Annotated in this window: 16 protein-coding genes; 10 read left to right on the top strand and 6 right to left on the bottom strand. The window is 62.6% G+C overall.

What is annotated here, in order from left to right; translation table 11 throughout:
- From ILFOPFJJ_RS14225 to ILFOPFJJ_RS14200, 6 genes are all read left to right on the top strand, one after another.
- The gene (locus ILFOPFJJ_RS14225) at positions 1 to 1,041 is read left to right on the top strand and encodes an ABC transporter permease subunit (protein WP_246299613.1); all 1,041 of its coding nucleotides are present in this window, start codon (positions 1 to 3) and stop codon (positions 1,039 to 1,041) included.
- Positions 1,042 to 1,051: 10 nt separating this feature from the next.
- A complete protein-coding gene (gene ugpE / locus ILFOPFJJ_RS14220; RefSeq protein ID WP_173511170.1) occupies positions 1,052 to 1,894 on the top strand; it encodes a sn-glycerol-3-phosphate ABC transporter permease UgpE in 843 nt (280 codons plus the stop codon).
- Between the two features lie 63 nt (positions 1,895 to 1,957).
- Positions 1,958 to 3,076: a sn-glycerol-3-phosphate import ATP-binding protein UgpC gene (locus ILFOPFJJ_RS14215; protein WP_173511169.1), complete on the top strand. Its 1,119-nt coding sequence runs from the start codon at positions 1,958 to 1,960 to the stop codon at positions 3,074 to 3,076.
- Positions 3,073 to 4,065, top strand: coding sequence for an exonuclease/endonuclease/phosphatase family protein (locus ILFOPFJJ_RS14210; RefSeq protein WP_173511168.1), 993 nt, complete (start codon positions 3,073 to 3,075; stop codon positions 4,063 to 4,065). The genes ILFOPFJJ_RS14215 and ILFOPFJJ_RS14210 overlap by 4 nt, the downstream gene beginning before the upstream one ends.
- A gap of 240 nt (positions 4,066 to 4,305) precedes the next feature.
- Entirely contained in the window at positions 4,306 to 5,838 is a 1,533-nt protein-coding gene (locus ILFOPFJJ_RS14205) for a YifB family Mg chelatase-like AAA ATPase (RefSeq protein ID WP_173511167.1), read from the top strand.
- A 162-nt stretch (positions 5,839 to 6,000) separates the two neighbouring features.
- Positions 6,001 to 6,480, top strand: a complete 480-nt coding sequence (locus tag ILFOPFJJ_RS14200; RefSeq protein ID WP_173511166.1) for an SRPBCC family protein — start codon at positions 6,001 to 6,003, stop codon at positions 6,478 to 6,480.
- Positions 6,481 to 6,540: 60 nt separating this feature from the next.
- Here the strand turns inward: ILFOPFJJ_RS14200 and cysK are convergent, their stop codons facing one another.
- Both cysK and ILFOPFJJ_RS14190 read right to left on the bottom strand, forming a co-directional pair.
- The gene (gene cysK / locus ILFOPFJJ_RS14195; protein WP_173511165.1) at positions 6,541 to 7,509 is read right to left on the bottom strand and encodes a cysteine synthase A; all 969 of its coding nucleotides are present in this window, start codon (positions 7,507 to 7,509) and stop codon (positions 6,541 to 6,543) included.
- 136 nt (positions 7,510 to 7,645) lie between these two features.
- Positions 7,646 to 8,263 carry a LysE family translocator gene (locus tag ILFOPFJJ_RS14190; RefSeq protein ID WP_173511164.1) on the bottom strand — a complete coding sequence of 206 codons (618 nt, stop codon included), beginning with the start codon at positions 8,261 to 8,263 and terminating at the stop codon, positions 7,646 to 7,648.
- A gap of 173 nt (positions 8,264 to 8,436) precedes the next feature.
- On the opposite strand from ILFOPFJJ_RS14190, the gene ILFOPFJJ_RS14185 reads away from it, so the two are divergent.
- A complete protein-coding gene (locus ILFOPFJJ_RS14185; RefSeq protein WP_173511163.1) occupies positions 8,437 to 9,066 on the top strand; it encodes a LysE family translocator in 630 nt (209 codons plus the stop codon).
- Between the two features lie 74 nt (positions 9,067 to 9,140).
- Positions 9,141 to 9,872 (top strand): gamma-glutamylcyclotransferase, encoded by a 732-nt coding sequence (locus ILFOPFJJ_RS14180; protein ID WP_173511162.1) that lies wholly within the window; start codon positions 9,141 to 9,143, stop codon positions 9,870 to 9,872.
- A gap of 3 nt (positions 9,873 to 9,875) precedes the next feature.
- Here ILFOPFJJ_RS14180 and ILFOPFJJ_RS14175 read toward each other — a convergent pair whose 3' ends face one another.
- Entirely contained in the window at positions 9,876 to 10,787 is a 912-nt protein-coding gene (locus ILFOPFJJ_RS14175) for a DMT family transporter (protein ID WP_173511161.1), read from the bottom strand.
- A 135-nt stretch (positions 10,788 to 10,922) separates the two neighbouring features.
- Between ILFOPFJJ_RS14175 and ILFOPFJJ_RS14170 the strand changes: the two genes are divergently transcribed.
- On the top strand, positions 10,923 to 11,357 hold the full coding sequence (locus tag ILFOPFJJ_RS14170) for an Lrp/AsnC family transcriptional regulator (protein WP_173511160.1): 435 nt from the start codon (positions 10,923 to 10,925) through the stop codon (positions 11,355 to 11,357).
- Positions 11,358 to 11,470: 113 nt separating this feature from the next.
- Here the strand turns inward: ILFOPFJJ_RS14170 and dut are convergent, their stop codons facing one another.
- Entirely contained in the window at positions 11,471 to 11,941 is a 471-nt protein-coding gene (gene dut, locus ILFOPFJJ_RS14165) for a dUTP diphosphatase (protein ID WP_173511159.1), read from the bottom strand.
- A gap of 96 nt (positions 11,942 to 12,037) precedes the next feature.
- On the opposite strand from dut, the gene ILFOPFJJ_RS14160 reads away from it, so the two are divergent.
- Positions 12,038 to 13,621, top strand: a complete 1,584-nt coding sequence (locus ILFOPFJJ_RS14160) for a peptide chain release factor 3 (protein WP_173511158.1) — start codon at positions 12,038 to 12,040, stop codon at positions 13,619 to 13,621.
- 43 nt (positions 13,622 to 13,664) lie between these two features.
- Here the strand turns inward: ILFOPFJJ_RS14160 and ILFOPFJJ_RS14155 are convergent, their stop codons facing one another.
- Complete coding sequence (locus tag ILFOPFJJ_RS14155) at positions 13,665 to 14,036, bottom strand: hypothetical protein (protein ID WP_173511157.1); 372 nt, start codon at positions 14,034 to 14,036, stop codon at positions 13,665 to 13,667.
- A gap of 91 nt (positions 14,037 to 14,127) precedes the next feature.
- Positions 14,128 to 14,820: a B3/B4 domain-containing protein gene (locus tag ILFOPFJJ_RS14150; protein ID WP_173511156.1), complete on the bottom strand. Its 693-nt coding sequence runs from the start codon at positions 14,818 to 14,820 to the stop codon at positions 14,128 to 14,130.
- Positions 14,821 to 14,847: the final 27 nt, after the last annotated feature.

Here is a 14,847-nt window from a genome sequence, read left to right as displayed (position 1 = left end):
ATGAGCCACGCCGGCCCCTCATCCTGGCCCTCTCCCCATGCGCGGGGAGAGGTGAGTGCAACGGACGATGGAACGTTGCGTCTCTCCGCAAAGGCGGGGAGAAGGTGGCCGGCGGGCTGGACGGCGGGATCGTCCGGCGATCGAAGCGATCAGGCAGGGGCGAAGCGCGTTCAGTTCTCATCGCCCCTTCTGCCCTATCTCTTCCTCGCGCCGCAGCTCGCGATCATCTTCATCTTCTTCTATTGGCCATCCGCGCAGGCGATACAGTCTTCCTTCTACCTGGAAGACCCCTTCGGTTTCGGATCCACTTTCGTCGGCATGAGCAACTATGCGGACGTGCTGAAGTCGAACGAATATCTCGGTATCGCGCGCTTCACGGCGATCTTCACGGTTCTGGTGACGTTTTTCGCGTTGTCGATCGGCCTGCTGCTCGCCGTCAAGGCGGATGGCGTCATCCGCGGCAATAGCGGCTATAAGACATTGCTGATCTGGGTCTATGCCATCGCGCCGCCTGTTGCCGGCCTGATCGGTATGATGTTCTTCGACCAGCACATCGGTCCGATCGTCAAGCTCGCGGCCTGGTTCGGATGGGACATCAAGGTGGGGCTCGATTATTTCGACACGGCCTTCGCCATGATCGTCGTTTCCGTATGGAAGCAGATCCCCTACAACTTCATCTTCTTCCTTTCCGGACTGCAGGGCATTCCCGTCTCCGTGCGCGAGGCGGCAGCGCTCGACTGCCGTTCCGGCACGCGCCGCTTCTGGACGGTCGTGCTGCCCTTGCTCGCGCCGACGGCGTTCTTCCTGCTGATCATCAACGTCACCTATGCGCTGTTCGATACGTTCGGCGTCATCGACGTCATGGTGAAGGACAAGGCTGCAAACAACCCCATCACCCTTGTCTACAAGGTCTATATGGACGGCTTCCGCGGCAATGATCTCGGCGGTTCCTCCGCCCAGTCGGTGATCCTGATGGTCGTCGTCTTCGCGCTCACCATCTTCCAGTTCCGCTTCATCGAGCGGCGTGTCCATTACAACTGAGGTAACGGCCATGCACCGCACGAAAATCCTCGATCACGTCATCCTTCTTATCGGCGTCTTCATCATGGTCGCGCCGGTCGTCGTCGCGTTCATGACCTCGACCCATGAGGCCGCCGATATCCACAGCAACGGTCTGAGCCTCACCTGGGGCGGCCATTTCGCAGAGACTTACGAGGCCGTGCTGACGCGCGAGGGCGGCTTCACCGGCAAGATCACCGGGTTCAACATGATGCTGAACTCGATGATCCTCGGCCTCGGCTTCGCCGCCGGCAAGATCGTGCTATCGATGCTGGCCGCCTATGCGATTGTCTATTTCCGCTTTCCGCTGGCGACGGTTGCCTTCTGGATCATCTTCACCACGCTGCTTTTGCCGCTCGAAGTTCGCATTCTCCCCTCCTACGAGGTGATGAACGCATTGAAACTGACGAACACCTATACGGGCCTGATCGTGCCGCTGCTCGCGTCGGCGACCGGCACCTTCTATTTCCGCCAGTTTTTCAAGTCGGTTCCCGACGAGTTGCTCGAAGCGGCGCGCATCGACGGTGCCGGGCCGTTCAAGTTCTTCATCGATGTTCTGGTGCCGCTGTCGCGCACGATGATGGCGGCCATCTTCATCATCATGTTCGTCTATGGCTGGAACCAGTATCTCTGGCCGACGCTGATGACGACGGACGAGGGCTTCTTCACGCTCGTGCGCGGCATCAAGCAGATCCTGCTCGTCTGGGTCGGCTCCAACATTCCTGACTACAACGAGGCCTTTGCCCTGGCGATCCTCGCGATGCTGCCGCCGGTGATGATCGTCGTCATCTTCCAGCGCTGGTTTATCAAGGGCCTGACCGAAAGCGACAAGTAGAGCGGACCGAGGATGCGGGCTTCTCGCAGCCCTCAGCAGCGAATTTATCAACGGAGGCAACCCATGGCGGCGATCGATATCGCAGAGGTCTCGAAAATCTACGCCGGCGGCGTCGAGGCGGTGAAATCCGTCTCGATCGACATCGCCGACGGCGAGTTCATCGTGCTCGTCGGTCCGTCCGGCTGCGGCAAGTCGACCTTGTTGCGCATGGTCGCAGGCCTCGAGACGATCTCGAAGGGCACCGTGAAGATCGGCACCCGGATCATCAACGATGTCGATCCCGCCGAACGCGACATCGCCATGGTCTTCCAGAACTATGCGCTCTATCCGCACATGACGGTGTACGAAAATCTCGCCTACGGTTTGAAGAACCGGAAGACGCCGAAGACCGAGATCGAGGCAAGGGTTGCCGAGGCTGCGCGCATGCTCGAGATCGCGCCTTATCTCGATCGCAAGCCGCGCGCGCTTTCCGGAGGGCAACGCCAGCGCGTCGCCATGGGCCGGGCGATCGTGCGCAAGCCGGCGGCCTTCCTTTTCGATGAGCCGCTGTCGAACCTCGATGCCAAGCTCCGGGTCTCCATGCGCGGCGAGATCAAGCGATTGCAGAAGCGCCTCGGCACCACTTCGCTCTACGTCACCCACGACCAGCTCGAGGCGATGACACTCGCCGATCGCCTCGTCGTGTTGAACGGTGGCCGGATCGAACAGGTCGGCCGGCCGCTGGACGTCTATCATGCGCCGGCTTCGACCTTCGTTGCGAGCTTCATCGGCTCACCGGCGATGAACCTGGTCAAAGGCGTTCTCGAGGGCGCGCGGCTGCAGATCGGCACGCAGTCGATCGACCTCGGGTATCGGGCGCCGGCGGACGGATCGGTAACCGTGGGCTTGCGCGCGGAGGACCTGCGTCTCGCGGGTGTTGGCGAGCCGGCCTTGCTCTTCCGGGTCGACTATGTCGAGGAACTGGGCGCGCAGCGCCTCGTCCACGGCGCAATCGACGACCATTCTGTCACCGTCGCGCTTGCGCCGGAGACGCCACTTTCGGACAGTTTTGCCGTTGCCATCGCGCCGGAGCGCTTGCATTTCTTCTCGTCCGAGACCGGCAGGAGGCTCGGAGAACCGAAAGCGGCAACGGGCATCGTACAGGCCAAGACGCGAACCGTGAACATGGAGCCAGCATTGTGATTGATACGACCTCAGCAGCGCTCGCCGTTTCCTCGCTGGAGACGCGCGCCGGTTTTGCCCGGATCGAGCGCAGCATTGCCGCCCATGACGCCGTCATGGAAAGCCTTGAGGAAATGAACACGCTTGAGATCGGCGGTGCGCCGCCCGCCCGCGAGCCGCTCGCCTTTCCCTTCACCGTCGCGGCCTGGAACCTCGAACGCTGCCTGTTCCCCGAGGAAAGTGCTGCGCATCTTGACGCCACCGGCGCGTCGCTCGTTCTGCTTTCGGAGATGGACAACGGCATGGCGCGTACCGGCCAGCGGCACCCGACCGCCGAAATCGCCGTGGCGCTCGGCATGCAATACGCCTACGGCGTCGAATTCATCGAACTGGGATTGGGGTCCGATACCGAGCGCGAATTCTGCAAGGACGACTTCAACGAGAAGGGCTTCCACGGCAATGCGCTGATGGCGGCCGCTCCGCTCAACCGCCCGTTCATGTTGCGGCTCTGGGGCGAGAGGCTGTGGTTCATGGACGGCGGCGATCAACCGCGGGTCGGCGAGCGCCTTGCCATCGGCGCCGTGATCGAGACCCGGGCGGGCCCTTTCGTCGCCATTTCCACCCATCTCGAAAGCGCAACCACGGCCGCCTATCGCGAGAGGCAGGTCAAGGAACTGATCGACGCGCTGGACGCGAACTTTCCGGAGCTTCCTATCCTGATCGGCGGCGATCTCAATACCGGGAATCATATCGGCGGCGATTTCGAAGCCGAGGGCCTGTTTGCGATGAGCGCCGAGCGCGGCTTCACGCGCCACGGCGGCCCAATCGACGGCATGACGACGCGGCCGAGCCTCATCACCCGTTGGCCGAAGCGTGCAATGAAGCTCGACTGGTTTCTTGCGCGTGGTCTGAAGATTGGCAAAAGCCACATCGTTCCTTCACTCGATTCTTCGGGCCGCCCGCTGTCCGACCATGATCTCATCACCTGTGTCGTCGAAGGTTTCGAGTAGCGCGGGAGGTCTGTGCCTGTAGCGGTCCGGCCCGACGGAGCACGCAGAGCGTTTCATTCGGAAAGTGGTTCACGCATTTGTTCTATCATTGTTCTTGTTTTTGAGCGCACTCCGTGCAAGATTTGGTGCTGCAACCGGGGGCGGTTGTGGCGGCGCGAGGGCTGCCGTGACTGGAGCGGGATGAGAAAAAGTGTGATGCGGTTTTTCCGCGCACATCCCGCTCTGACTTTAGGGGACATCATGGTCGCGCGTGTCAGCACGGTTGCATTCCAGGGCATCGAAGGCGTTCCGGTCGACGTACAGGTGATGGTCGCACCTGGTAAGGTCGGCATGCAGATAGTCGGGCTGCCCGACAAGGCGGTTGCCGAAAGCCGGGAGCGAGTCCAGGCGGCGCTGCACGCATCGGGCCTGGCGCTGCCGGCAAAGCGGGTCACGGTCAATCTGGCGCCAGCCGACCTTCCGAAGGAGGGCAGTCATTTCGATCTCGCCATTGCGCTTGGCCTGATGGCGGCGCTGGATGCCATTCCGGCCGATGCGTTGAGCGGCTACGTCGTCATCGGCGAACTCAATCTCGACGGCACCATTGCGGCCGTCGCCGGCGCTCTGCCCGCCGCGATCGGCGCCAACGCGCTCGGCAAGGGCCTGATCTGCCCGGCGGAAAGCGGGCCGGAAGCGGCTTGGGCCGGATCGGAGATCGACATTCTCGCACCGCGCAGCCTGATCGCCATCGCCAATCATTTCCGCGGCACGCAGGTGCTGTCGCGTCCCGAGCCGGCCATTCGCGCCGCTGCCGCCAACCTGCCCGATCTTGGCGACATCAAGGGCCAGGAGAGCGCCAAGCGGGCGCTGGAGGTGGCAGCCGCCGGCAACCACAATCTGCTTATGGTCGGCCCGCCCGGGTCCGGCAAGTCGATGCTTGCCGCGCGCCTGCCCTCCATTCTCCCGCCACTCTCGCCTGCTGAACTGCTCGAAGTCTCGATGGTTCATTCGATCGCAGGGCAGCTGCCGGGCGGCAAACTTTCCGATCGCCGGCCGTTCCGCGCGCCGCACCATTCGGCCACCATGGCGGCCTTGATCGGCGGCGGGTTGCGGGCAAAACCCGGCGAGGCTTCGCTCGCCCATCATGGCGTGCTCTTTCTCGACGAGTTTCCGGAGTTTTCGCCGCAGGTTCTCGATGCGCTGCGCCAGCCGCTCGAAACCTCGGAATGCATCATCGCGCGTGCCAATCACCGCGTCAGCTATCCGGCGGCGATCCAGCTCGTAGCGGCGATGAACCCGTGCCGTTGCGGCATGGCGGGTGAACCCGGGCGCAGTTGCGCCCGCGGCCCGCGCTGCATGGCCGACTACCAGGCGCGGATTTCCGGCCCCTTGATGGACCGCATCGACATCCGCATCGACGTGCCGGCCGTCAGCGCCGCCGACCTTATCCGCCCCGTCACAGCCGAACCGAGTGCAGCCGTTGCCAAGCGCGTCGCCCGCGCCCGCGCGCTGCAGGCGGACCGCTTCGCGGCTCTTGGTCATCCGGAACTCACGAGCAATGCTCGCTGTTCGACGACGATGATCGAGAAGATCGCCGAACCGGACGCGGCGGGCCTGCAGCTCTTGCGGGATGCGGCGGAAAAGCTCAAGTTTTCGGCGCGCGGCTATCATCGAGTGCTGAAAGTGGCGCGCACGCTTGCCGACCTCGATGAGGCGCCGACGGTCGGCAGGATCCACCTTGCCGAGGCGATTTCCTATCGCGTCGCCGGAGAGCGGCTGCCTGTTGCGGCCTAGCTCCGCGGCCCTACTGCCTGGTTCCTGAAATCGGAGCCGATTTGAGGGCAAAATCATGCAGCAATGCATCGTGCTGTGGCGACCGTCGCGCCTTTGAAGGGACGCGGCGGACGCTGGGCGTTTCCTTGTCGGCAACGCGTTGCGACAGAGCGAGGGTCAATGATGGTGGATGAATCGGCCAGGGGACGAACGGACACCGCTTCGCGGGTCGTCAAGGCCTCGCCGCTAGCCATCTATCGGGCGCTGCTCGATCCTGCCGCCGTTGCCGTTTGGCTGCCGCCCGACGGCATGCAGGGCGAGATCGAAAGGTTCGAGCCGCGAGAAGGCGGAGTCTACCGCATGGCGCTCATCTATGAGGAGCCGAACCGCGCGCCACGCGGCAAGACTTCGGCGGCAAACGATATTGTCGAAGGGCGCTTCGTGCAATTGATCCCCGGCAAACGCGTGGTGCAGCAGGCGGAGTTTGAGTCCAACGAACCGGCATTTGCCGGCACGATGACGATTACCTGGACGCTTTCAGCCGTTCCGGATGGCACTGTGGTGACCGTGACTTGTGAGAACGTTCCCGAAGGTATCTCGCAGCAAGATCATGACGCGGGCCTCGGCTCGACGCTTGCCAACCTCGCGGCCTTCACGGAGTAAGAAAAAGGGGGCGCACGGTGGCGCCCCTCCTGAGAGTTCTTCGGAGCGAGCTGCCGCGCGCTATCCGCCAAGCCCTTCGAACAGGACGGTCGAAAGATAGCGTTCGGCAAAGGAAGGAATAATGACGACGATGTTCTTGCCGGCGTTTTCCTCGCGTTGCCCGACCTCGATCGCGGCCTGGAGCGCGGCGCCGGCGGAAATGCCGACCGGAACGCCTTCGAGCCTTGCAACGAGGCGTGCGGCCTCGACGGCTTCGCCCGCGTTCACGGTCACGACCTCGTCATAGACGCCCGTGTCGAGGATTGCCGGCGCGAAACCGGCGCCGATTCCCTGGATCTTGTGCGGTCCGGGATCGCCGCCGGAGAGAACCGGGGATTCCTCCGGCTCGACGGCGATCACCTTGATGGAGGGCTTGCGCGCCTTCAGCACCTGGCCGGCGCCGGTGATCGTGCCGCCCGTGCCGATGCCCGAGACGAGGATGTCGACGCCGCCTTCGGTGTCGTTCCAGATTTCCTCTGCCGTCGTCTTGCGGTGGATCTCCGGATTTGCCGGATTTTCGAACTGCTGCGGGATGATCGCGTCGGGAAGCGTCTCGGTGAGTTCCTGCGCCTTGGCGATCGCACCCTTCATCCCCTTGGCGCCTTCCGTCAGGACCAGCTCCGCGCCAAGCAGGTAGAGCATCTTGCGCCGTTCGACCGACATCGTTTCGGGCATGGTGAGGATCAGCTTATAGCCCTTGGCGGCTGCGACGAAGGCGAGCGCGATGCCGGTGTTGCCCGAAGTCGGTTCGATGAGCGTCGTGCGACCGGGTACGATTTTGCCCTGTGCCTCGAGCGACTCGATCATCGAAACGCCGATGCGGTCCTTGACCGAGGCGATCGGATTGAAGAATTCGAGCTTGGCGAGAAGGTTTGCCTTTACGCCCTTCTCTTTTGCCAGCTTGTCGAGGCGTACGATGGGAGTGTCGCCGATCGTTTCGGTGATCGAGGAAAAGACGCGGCCGCGGCCGGGCTTACGCGTTTCGGACATGTGTTTCTCCCTTCAGTTGAAATCGTTGCCGCGAGAATACGGGCAATGACTGGGTCATTCCAGGGCGAGATGGGCTTCGAAGCCCGCCAGCCGGAGGAAAAAGCGTCTGCGCGGCGGCCGGCGGAGAAATCTTTTTTCAAGTCGCGCGGGTAGCGATGTAGGCGGCCGTTCCGGCAAGAATGCCGGCGGCCGCGCGGTTCAATGCCCTGAGCGCCTTCGGCTGCTTCAGAAGCGAGCGCGCGCGGGCCGCGAGCAGCATGTAGGGCAGCAGCACGGCGAGAAGGACAAGGAAGGTCGCCGCCAGCAGCAGGCCGTAATCCTCGGGACCGATTGCCGCGAGATCGATCAGCGTCGGTACCAGCGCCACATAGAACAGCATGGTCTTGGGATTGCCGAGCGTCACCATCAGTCCCGACAGGAAGGACATCGTCGCGCTTGCCGATTTCCGCGCCTGTATATCCTGCGGCAGAAGGCCGGCGGTCCAGAGTTTCCAGGCGATATAGCCGAGATAGAGCGCGCCAGCGATCTTCACGATGAGAAAGGCCGTGGTGAAGGTCTGCGCGACGAAGGCGAGCCCCAACACCACGGCAGTCAGATAGGCCATGTCGCCGAGGATCAGCCCGAGGCCCATGAAGAAGGTTTCGCGAAAGCCGGATCCGAGCGCCCGCGCAACAAGCGCGGTCACGCCAGGACCGGGAATGATTGCCGCAATGAAGAGGGCGCCGCTATAGGCAAGAAGGGCTGCGAGCGTCATGAAGCGTCTCCGAACATGCTCCTGCATTGTCTACAGCAGCGCGCGGAAAAGCGAAATCCGCGCGGGCGAAGTTTCGCGGTTAGATTGTCAGGGTGACAGCAATTGCGTTGTCCGGTGCAAGGAGATCATGAGAGTGTCCCGGCGACAGTCATGACACTCGTTCGGAGCGCAATGTGCCGGAAGTTCAGAGCCTTATCGCCTTTGCCCTGATTGCCCTCGGCATGGTGCTGACACCCGGACCGAACATGATCTATCTGATCTCCCGCTCCATCTGCCAGGGATCGGCGGCGGGTCTCGTCTCGCTCGGCGGCGTGGCGCTTGGTTTCGTCTTTTACATGGTCTTTGCCGCGCTCGGCATCACCGCATTGCTGCTGGCGGTTCCTTTCGCCTATGACGCGCTGCGTTTCGCCGGCGCGCTCTATCTGCTCTATCTTGCCTGGCAAGCTGTGAGGCCCGGCGGCCGCTCGCCCTTCCAGGTGCGCGACCTGCCGAGGGACGGACCCCGCAAACTCTTCCTGATGGGGCTTGTCACCAACCTGCTCAATCCGAAGGTGGCGGTGCTCTACCTTTCGCTGCTGCCGCAATTCATCCGCCCCGAGGGTGATGTCCTCCTCCAGTCGCTCGTGTTTGGCAGTCTGCAGATCATGATCAGCGTCACCGTTAACGCCTTGATCGCGGTGACGGCGGGCTCGATCGCCGCCTTCCTTGCCGGACGCCCGCTCTTCATGCTCGTGCAGCGCTGGCTGATGAGCACCGTGCTTGCGAGCCTTGCCGTCAGCATGGCGGCGGAGGCGCGCAGATAAAGCGAGACGTTCAGGCCGAACTTGCATCCAGGCCCCCGGTGCGCGATCTTCTCGGCTTGGCGGAGACGATGATAATGTCCGGCAAACCAACATCACTCAGCTTGACCCCGGCGCACGTCGCCCAGGTTCACCGGGCGATTGCCGACGGCGGCCCCGGGCCGGGCGCAGTTCTCCACAGCGACGCGGACTACGGCGAATGGGTGGGGCGGATGATAAAGAGCCACCCATCTCCGGGTACGCCAATAATGCTCTTCGCCTATGGATCGTTGATCTGGAGACCGGAGATCGAGCATGTCGGCGAAACGGTAGGCGTTGCCCGGGGCTGGCATCGTTCCTTTTGCTTCCGAATGATCCGCTTCCGGGGAACACCCGAACAGCCGGGCCTCATGATGGCGCTCGATCGCGGCGGGCAGTGTCGGGGTGTCCTCTACGAACTGCCGGATGACGACATCGAAGGTCAATTTGCAAAACTCTTCCGGCGCGAATTTACCTATAAACCGCCCAACAGCATGCCCCGCTGGATCAAGGTTGAGACCGCGTCGGGCCCGGTGTCGGCCCTGGCCTTCGTCATGAATCGCGCCTCGCCGCTCTATGCCGGGAGTCTCTCGCTCGAAGCCGTCGCGGAGGTGCTGGCTTGCGCATGCGGCCATGTCGGCTCAGGCGCGGAATATCTGCTCAACACCGTGACGCATCTCGAGGCCAGGGGCATCCGGGACCGTAATCTGTGGCGCCTGCAGGCGCTCGTCGCAGAGTGCATCGAGCGCAACAGTAGAGCAGTGCACGCGAACGAGGTAGCGAGTGCCTGACGATCAGGCGCTCGGTCTGATTGCGCGCTTGAAAAGCGGGATCGACCGAACGCTCCAGCCGAGATTCATGCCGGCCGCGGCCAGGAGGATTGCCGCCGAACCGGCGATCTGTATCGCCTGCAATTCGTGTCCGAAAGCCACGCGGTCGACGAGGATCGCGGCGATCGGATAGATGAAGGAGAGCACACCCGTCATGTGCGTCGGGAGACGCTGGATCGCTCCATAGAGCAGGATATACATGATGCCGGTATGAACGACGCCGACGGTGACGAGCAGCGTCCATTGCCACTCGTCCTGCGGCAATGGCGCGGAGAGCGCGAAGGGCGCCAGCATGATCGCCCCGGTGATCACCTGGATAAGCGCGATCAGATGCGGCGGCGTGCCCTTGAGGAGCTTGGTGAGGAGCGCGGCGATCGCGTAGAAGAACGCCGCTCCGATCGAAAGCGCGATACCCGCAAGATAGTGCTCGGCATCGAAGCCGCCGCCCGGTTTCGCGGAGACGATCGCGATCATTCCCGCGAAGGAAACCGAAAGCCAGAAAAGCTTATTCACGGTGATCCGCTCGCCAAGAAAAAGCGCGCCAAGTCCAAGCAGCATGAAGGGCTGCGTGTTGTAGACCATCGTCGCAATCGAGATCGATGCCCGCGAATAGGCGGCAAAGAGCAGGAGCCAGTTGACGACGATCGCGACACCGCCGAGTGCTGCAAGGAAGACGACGCGCGGCTTCAGGTGGCGAAAGTCGATGAGCCCGAGCATCGCGGCCAGCGCAATCAGCGTCAGCGCCCCGAACACGCAACGCCAGAAAACGACGCCCGTGACCGGCTGGCCGGACATCAGCACGAACCAGCCGATTGTCCCCGAGATCAGCATTGCCGCCGTCATCTCCACACTTCCGCGCTTCAGTTCTCCGTCCATGACTGGTCTCCTTTTCTGATCGCACAACAATAATCGGCTGTTGGGTGATTTTATATGGAGACAAGAAGGAAGATGGACTATGATGCCTAATTATGAAAGGCAAAGCTGCCGCTTTGTCTTATTGAGGACGACTTGATGCTGGATGATGTCGATTGCCGTATTCTCGAGATTCTCGCAGCGAATGCCCGCGTGTCGCTGAAGGAACTGGCGCAAGAGGCGGGCCTCTCCTCGCCGAGCGCCGCCGACAGGCTGCGCAAGCTCGAGGACCGCGGCGTGATCAATGGCTTCACCGTCTCCGTCAATCCGGCGCAACTTGGCTATCCGCTGCAGGCGGTCGTGCGCGTTCGGCCGCTGCCAGGCATGCTGCACATCGTCGAAAAGCTCATTCAGGAAACGCCGGAGATTGTCGAATGCGACAAGATTACCGGTGACGATTGCTTCATCGCCAAGATGCTCGTGCGGGATATGGAAGAGCTCGACACGATCCTCGACCGCATTGCCGAACGGGCGCAGACCAATACCTCGATCGTCAAGTCGACGCCAGTCAAGCGCCGGCTGCCGCCGCTTTAGATTCTTGCTTTATGCATGTCGTTGTCCCAATCCGCTCAACGCTTTTGGCGACATTGCAAATAGTTGGAGCGGGATGCGGGCGGAAAACCGCCCACACTTTTCCTCATCCCCCTCTACTTGGACCCGGTCGAGCCGAAGCCGCCGGCGCCGCGTGCTGTCGCGCTCGCACCGCCCGCCTCGCGGATCGCCACTTGCGTCACCGGTGCGATCACCATCTGGGCGATGCGCATGCCGCGCTCGATGACGAAGTCCTCCACGCCAAGATTGATGAGCAGCACCTTCACCTCGCCGCGATAATCGCTGTCGATGGTTCCCGGCGTGTTGAGGCAGGTGATACCGTGCTTGAAGGCAAGGCCCGAGCGCGGCCGTACTTGGCCTTCATAGCCCGCCGGAATTTCGAAGATGAATCCTGTCGGCACCAGCACCCGACCGCCCGGCGTGATCGTCACAGGCTCGCTCGACGGAACGGCCGCGCGCAAATCCATGCCCGCGGCACCGGCCGTCTCATAGGCCGGCAGGTCGAGACCCTGCGCATGCGGCAGGCGGACAAGGGTGAGGGCAGGGTGGTTTTCAAGTGCGTGCATGGTCATTCCGTCATAAGCGCCAGCGGTCTTGCCGCAGTCAATTGCATATTGGTCTGCGAGCCTGTAAAGACGCCGCAACTCACAGGATACTAGAATATGGCCGAAAGCATTGCCGAGGCGGTTTCCCGCCGCCGCACATTTGCGATCATTTCGCACCCGGACGCCGGGAAAACGACGCTAACCGAAAAGCTCCTTCTCTTCGGTGGCGCGATCCAGCTCGCCGGCGAGGTCAAGGCCAAGAAAGACCGCATCCAGACCCGCTCGGACTGGATGAAGATCGAGCGCGAACGCGGCATTTCCGTCGTCACCTCGGTGATGACCTTCGAATACGACGACACGGTCTTCAATCTGCTCGACACGCCCGGTCACGAGGACTTTGCGGACGACACCTACCGGACGCTGACGGCGGTGGATGCGGCCGTCATGGTGATCGACGCCGCCAAGGGTATCGAGCCGCGCACGCTGAAACTCTTCGAGGTTTGCCGCCTGCGCGACATTCCGATCATCACCTTCGTCAACAAGATGGACCGCGAGAGCCGTGATCCTTTCGAGATCCTCGATGAGGTCGAGCACAAGCTGGCTCTCGACTGCGCGCCGGTCACTTGGCCGATCGGCCGCTCGAAGACCTTCTGCGGCACGTATCACCTCGCCACCAACGAGGTGCGCGGCGCCGACACGCAGGAACGGCTGACCAAGGTCAACGATCCGGAAATGGCTTCTCATCGCCTGCCGGAAAACGAGCGTGACGCCTTCATCGAGGAAACGATGCTGGCGATCGAGGCCTGCAAGCCGTTCGACCACAAGGCCTTCCTCGAAGGCCATCTGACGCCGGTGTTCTTCGGCTCGGCGCTTCGGAATTTTGGCGTGCGCGACCTCATCAATGCGTTGAGCGCATTCGCGCCGCCGCCGCGCGCCCAGGTCGCCGATATCCGCACCGTCGAGGCGACGGACGAGAAGATGACGGCCTTCGTCTTCAAGATCCAGGCGAACATGGACCCGAACCATCGTGACCGCATCGCCTTCGTCCGCGTCTGCTCGGGCAAGCTCGAGCGCGGCATGAAGGCACGGCTCTCGCGCACCGGCAAGCAGATGGGGCTGACCGCCCCGCAGTTCTTCTTCGCCTCGCAGCGCCAGCTCGCCGATACGGCCTTTGCCGGCGATGTCGTCGGCATCCCCAACCACGGCACGCTCCGGATCGGCGATACGCTCACCGAGGGTGAGCCGCTCGTCTTCCAAGGTGTGCCGAACTTTGCGCCGGAAATTCTCCGCCGCGTCCGGCTCGAGGATGCGATGAAGGCGAAAAAGCTGAAGGAAGCGCTGCAGCAGATGGCGGAAGAGGGCGTCGTGCAGCTCTTCTCGCCGGAAGACGGCTCGCCGGCGATCGTCGGCGTCGTCGGCGCACTGCAGCTCGACGTTCTGAAGGAGCGGCTGCAGGCGGAATACGGCCTTCCGGTCTCCTTCGAAATGTCGCGCTTTTCCGTCTGCCGCTGGGTTTCCGCCGATCATCCGAGCGAACTCGACAAGTTCATCACTGCCCGTCGCGGCGATATCGCCCGCGATCTCGACGGCGATCCGGTATTCCTGGCGCAGGACGGCTTCTCGCTGCGCTACGAGGCGGAACGCTATCCGGCGATCAGGATGGTGGCGATCAAGGAGTATCACGTCGCCAAGGCGGCGTGATCGTTCAACGCGAAGATCATAGCCGGCGCCCGCACAGCGCCGGCTATGACGGCGTCATCCGGAGTGCCAGGATCAGCTGAGCGACACGGATGGTGATCAACACGTAGACGACCACCAGCAGCAACTGCAGGGCGACGTGACGCTTGATCTTCCCAAGCCGATGAAGTCCGTCCGCGAAGTTGAGGAAAAACAGCGCAATCCCGGTCGAGAAGACGAAGTAGCCGGCGACCGGGATACTCAACAGCCCCTTCGCATCGATGATGTCGGGATGCTCGACGGCATGCAGGCCGGCCGCGATGACCAGGGTCGCGACAACCAGATTGCGGACGTGGCGAAAGATTTCCTCGAGCCCGCCCCGATCGAGAAGCGCGTGCTTGAGGCTCAGGAACCATGGTGTGGCGCGTTCGTCGGACATGGTAGGTCAATCCCGAGTTGCGATTCGGCCGGATGATATTGGAGCCGAATTTGCGCCGTCAAAGGATTTTGGCCAAATCTCGCGCGCGGCCTCAAATATCGAAGCGCGGCGACGAGCGACCCAATATCGCGCTTCGTGGATTGACGATCCAGGCGGCGGCTATAGCTCCAGCAAGTTCATCGACGAGCCGGCTCACGTCGGTCTCAGCGCGCGCATGCAGCGCTTCGGCGACGACGAGCACGGTCGTCGTCTCGTCACCGACCGCCGAATAGCCGCTCTGGCGGTTGGTCCAGCGGCGCGCATGCGCTCGCCCTTCCTCGTCCGCGAAGATCGCTTCGTGCTGTTCGGGATGTTCGGTTTCTCCGGAAAACGTGGTGTAGATCTCGCTGCCGGAGGCGTAACGAACCTCGAGATGACCGGCCACTCTGGAGAGATCGAAAACTGCGATCGGAATGGCGAATGCAAGCGATGCCGCGTTGCAAAGGTCGATCAGCGGGTGGATCCGTGGCAGGCACCCGTCCTTGCGGAACCGCCGGAGCAGCGCCTCGGAGGCGGAGCGGTATTGCGTCGGCTTCAAGCCCATAAGCGAGAAAGCGCGTCGCCAGGCCTGGATCTCCGGAAATTCACCCTCAGCGCTTGCTGCGAGCCGTGCTTTCGCCGCGGCCTCGAAACCGGCAATGTGCGCATCGATGGAGATGTCTCGGTGGATACCTTCGGCGTGAAGAATTCCGGCGGAAAGTCCGGGAAAATCCCTCCAGATGTCGCTTGCATGGCGGAAATACATTGTTGCTGCCTCTCTGGTGTGAACGGT

The organism is Sinorhizobium psoraleae (assembly GCF_013283645.1).
Lineage (GTDB): Bacteria > Pseudomonadota > Alphaproteobacteria > Rhizobiales > Rhizobiaceae > Sinorhizobium > Sinorhizobium psoraleae.
Note: the sequence above shows the minus strand (reverse complement) of the source record. Positions and strands in the feature narration are given on the sequence as shown.

Bases quoted from the DNA above. Each gene is read 5' to 3' on its own strand.
- ILFOPFJJ_RS14190 (WP_173511164.1), bottom strand. From the start codon at position 8,263: ATGACGCTCGCAGCCCTTCTTGCCTATAGCGGCGCCCTCTTCATTGCG.
- ILFOPFJJ_RS14175 (WP_173511161.1), bottom strand. From the start codon at position 10,787: ATGGACGGAGAACTGAAGCGCGGAAGTGTGGAGATGACGGCGGCAATG.
- ugpE (WP_173511170.1), top strand. From the start codon at position 1,052: ATGCACCGCACGAAAATCCTCGATCACGTCATCCTTCTTATCGGCGTC.
- ILFOPFJJ_RS14215 (WP_173511169.1), top strand. From the start codon at position 1,958: ATGGCGGCGATCGATATCGCAGAGGTCTCGAAAATCTACGCCGGCGGC.
- dut (WP_173511159.1), bottom strand. From the start codon at position 11,941: ATGCACGCACTTGAAAACCACCCTGCCCTCACCCTTGTCCGCCTGCCG.
- ILFOPFJJ_RS14170 (WP_173511160.1), top strand. From the start codon at position 10,923: ATGCTGGATGATGTCGATTGCCGTATTCTCGAGATTCTCGCAGCGAAT.
- ILFOPFJJ_RS14180 (WP_173511162.1), top strand. From the start codon at position 9,141: ATGTCCGGCAAACCAACATCACTCAGCTTGACCCCGGCGCACGTCGCC.
- ILFOPFJJ_RS14160 (WP_173511158.1), top strand. From the start codon at position 12,038: ATGGCCGAAAGCATTGCCGAGGCGGTTTCCCGCCGCCGCACATTTGCG.
- ILFOPFJJ_RS14150 (WP_173511156.1), bottom strand. From the start codon at position 14,820: ATGTATTTCCGCCATGCAAGCGACATCTGGAGGGATTTTCCCGGACTT.
- ILFOPFJJ_RS14200 (WP_173511166.1), top strand. From the start codon at position 6,001: ATGGTGGATGAATCGGCCAGGGGACGAACGGACACCGCTTCGCGGGTC.
- ILFOPFJJ_RS14225 (WP_246299613.1), top strand. From the start codon at position 1: ATGAGCCACGCCGGCCCCTCATCCTGGCCCTCTCCCCATGCGCGGGGA.
- ILFOPFJJ_RS14205 (WP_173511167.1), top strand. From the start codon at position 4,306: ATGGTCGCGCGTGTCAGCACGGTTGCATTCCAGGGCATCGAAGGCGTT.
- ILFOPFJJ_RS14155 (WP_173511157.1), bottom strand. From the start codon at position 14,036: ATGTCCGACGAACGCGCCACACCATGGTTCCTGAGCCTCAAGCACGCG.
- cysK (WP_173511165.1), bottom strand. From the start codon at position 7,509: ATGTCCGAAACGCGTAAGCCCGGCCGCGGCCGCGTCTTTTCCTCGATC.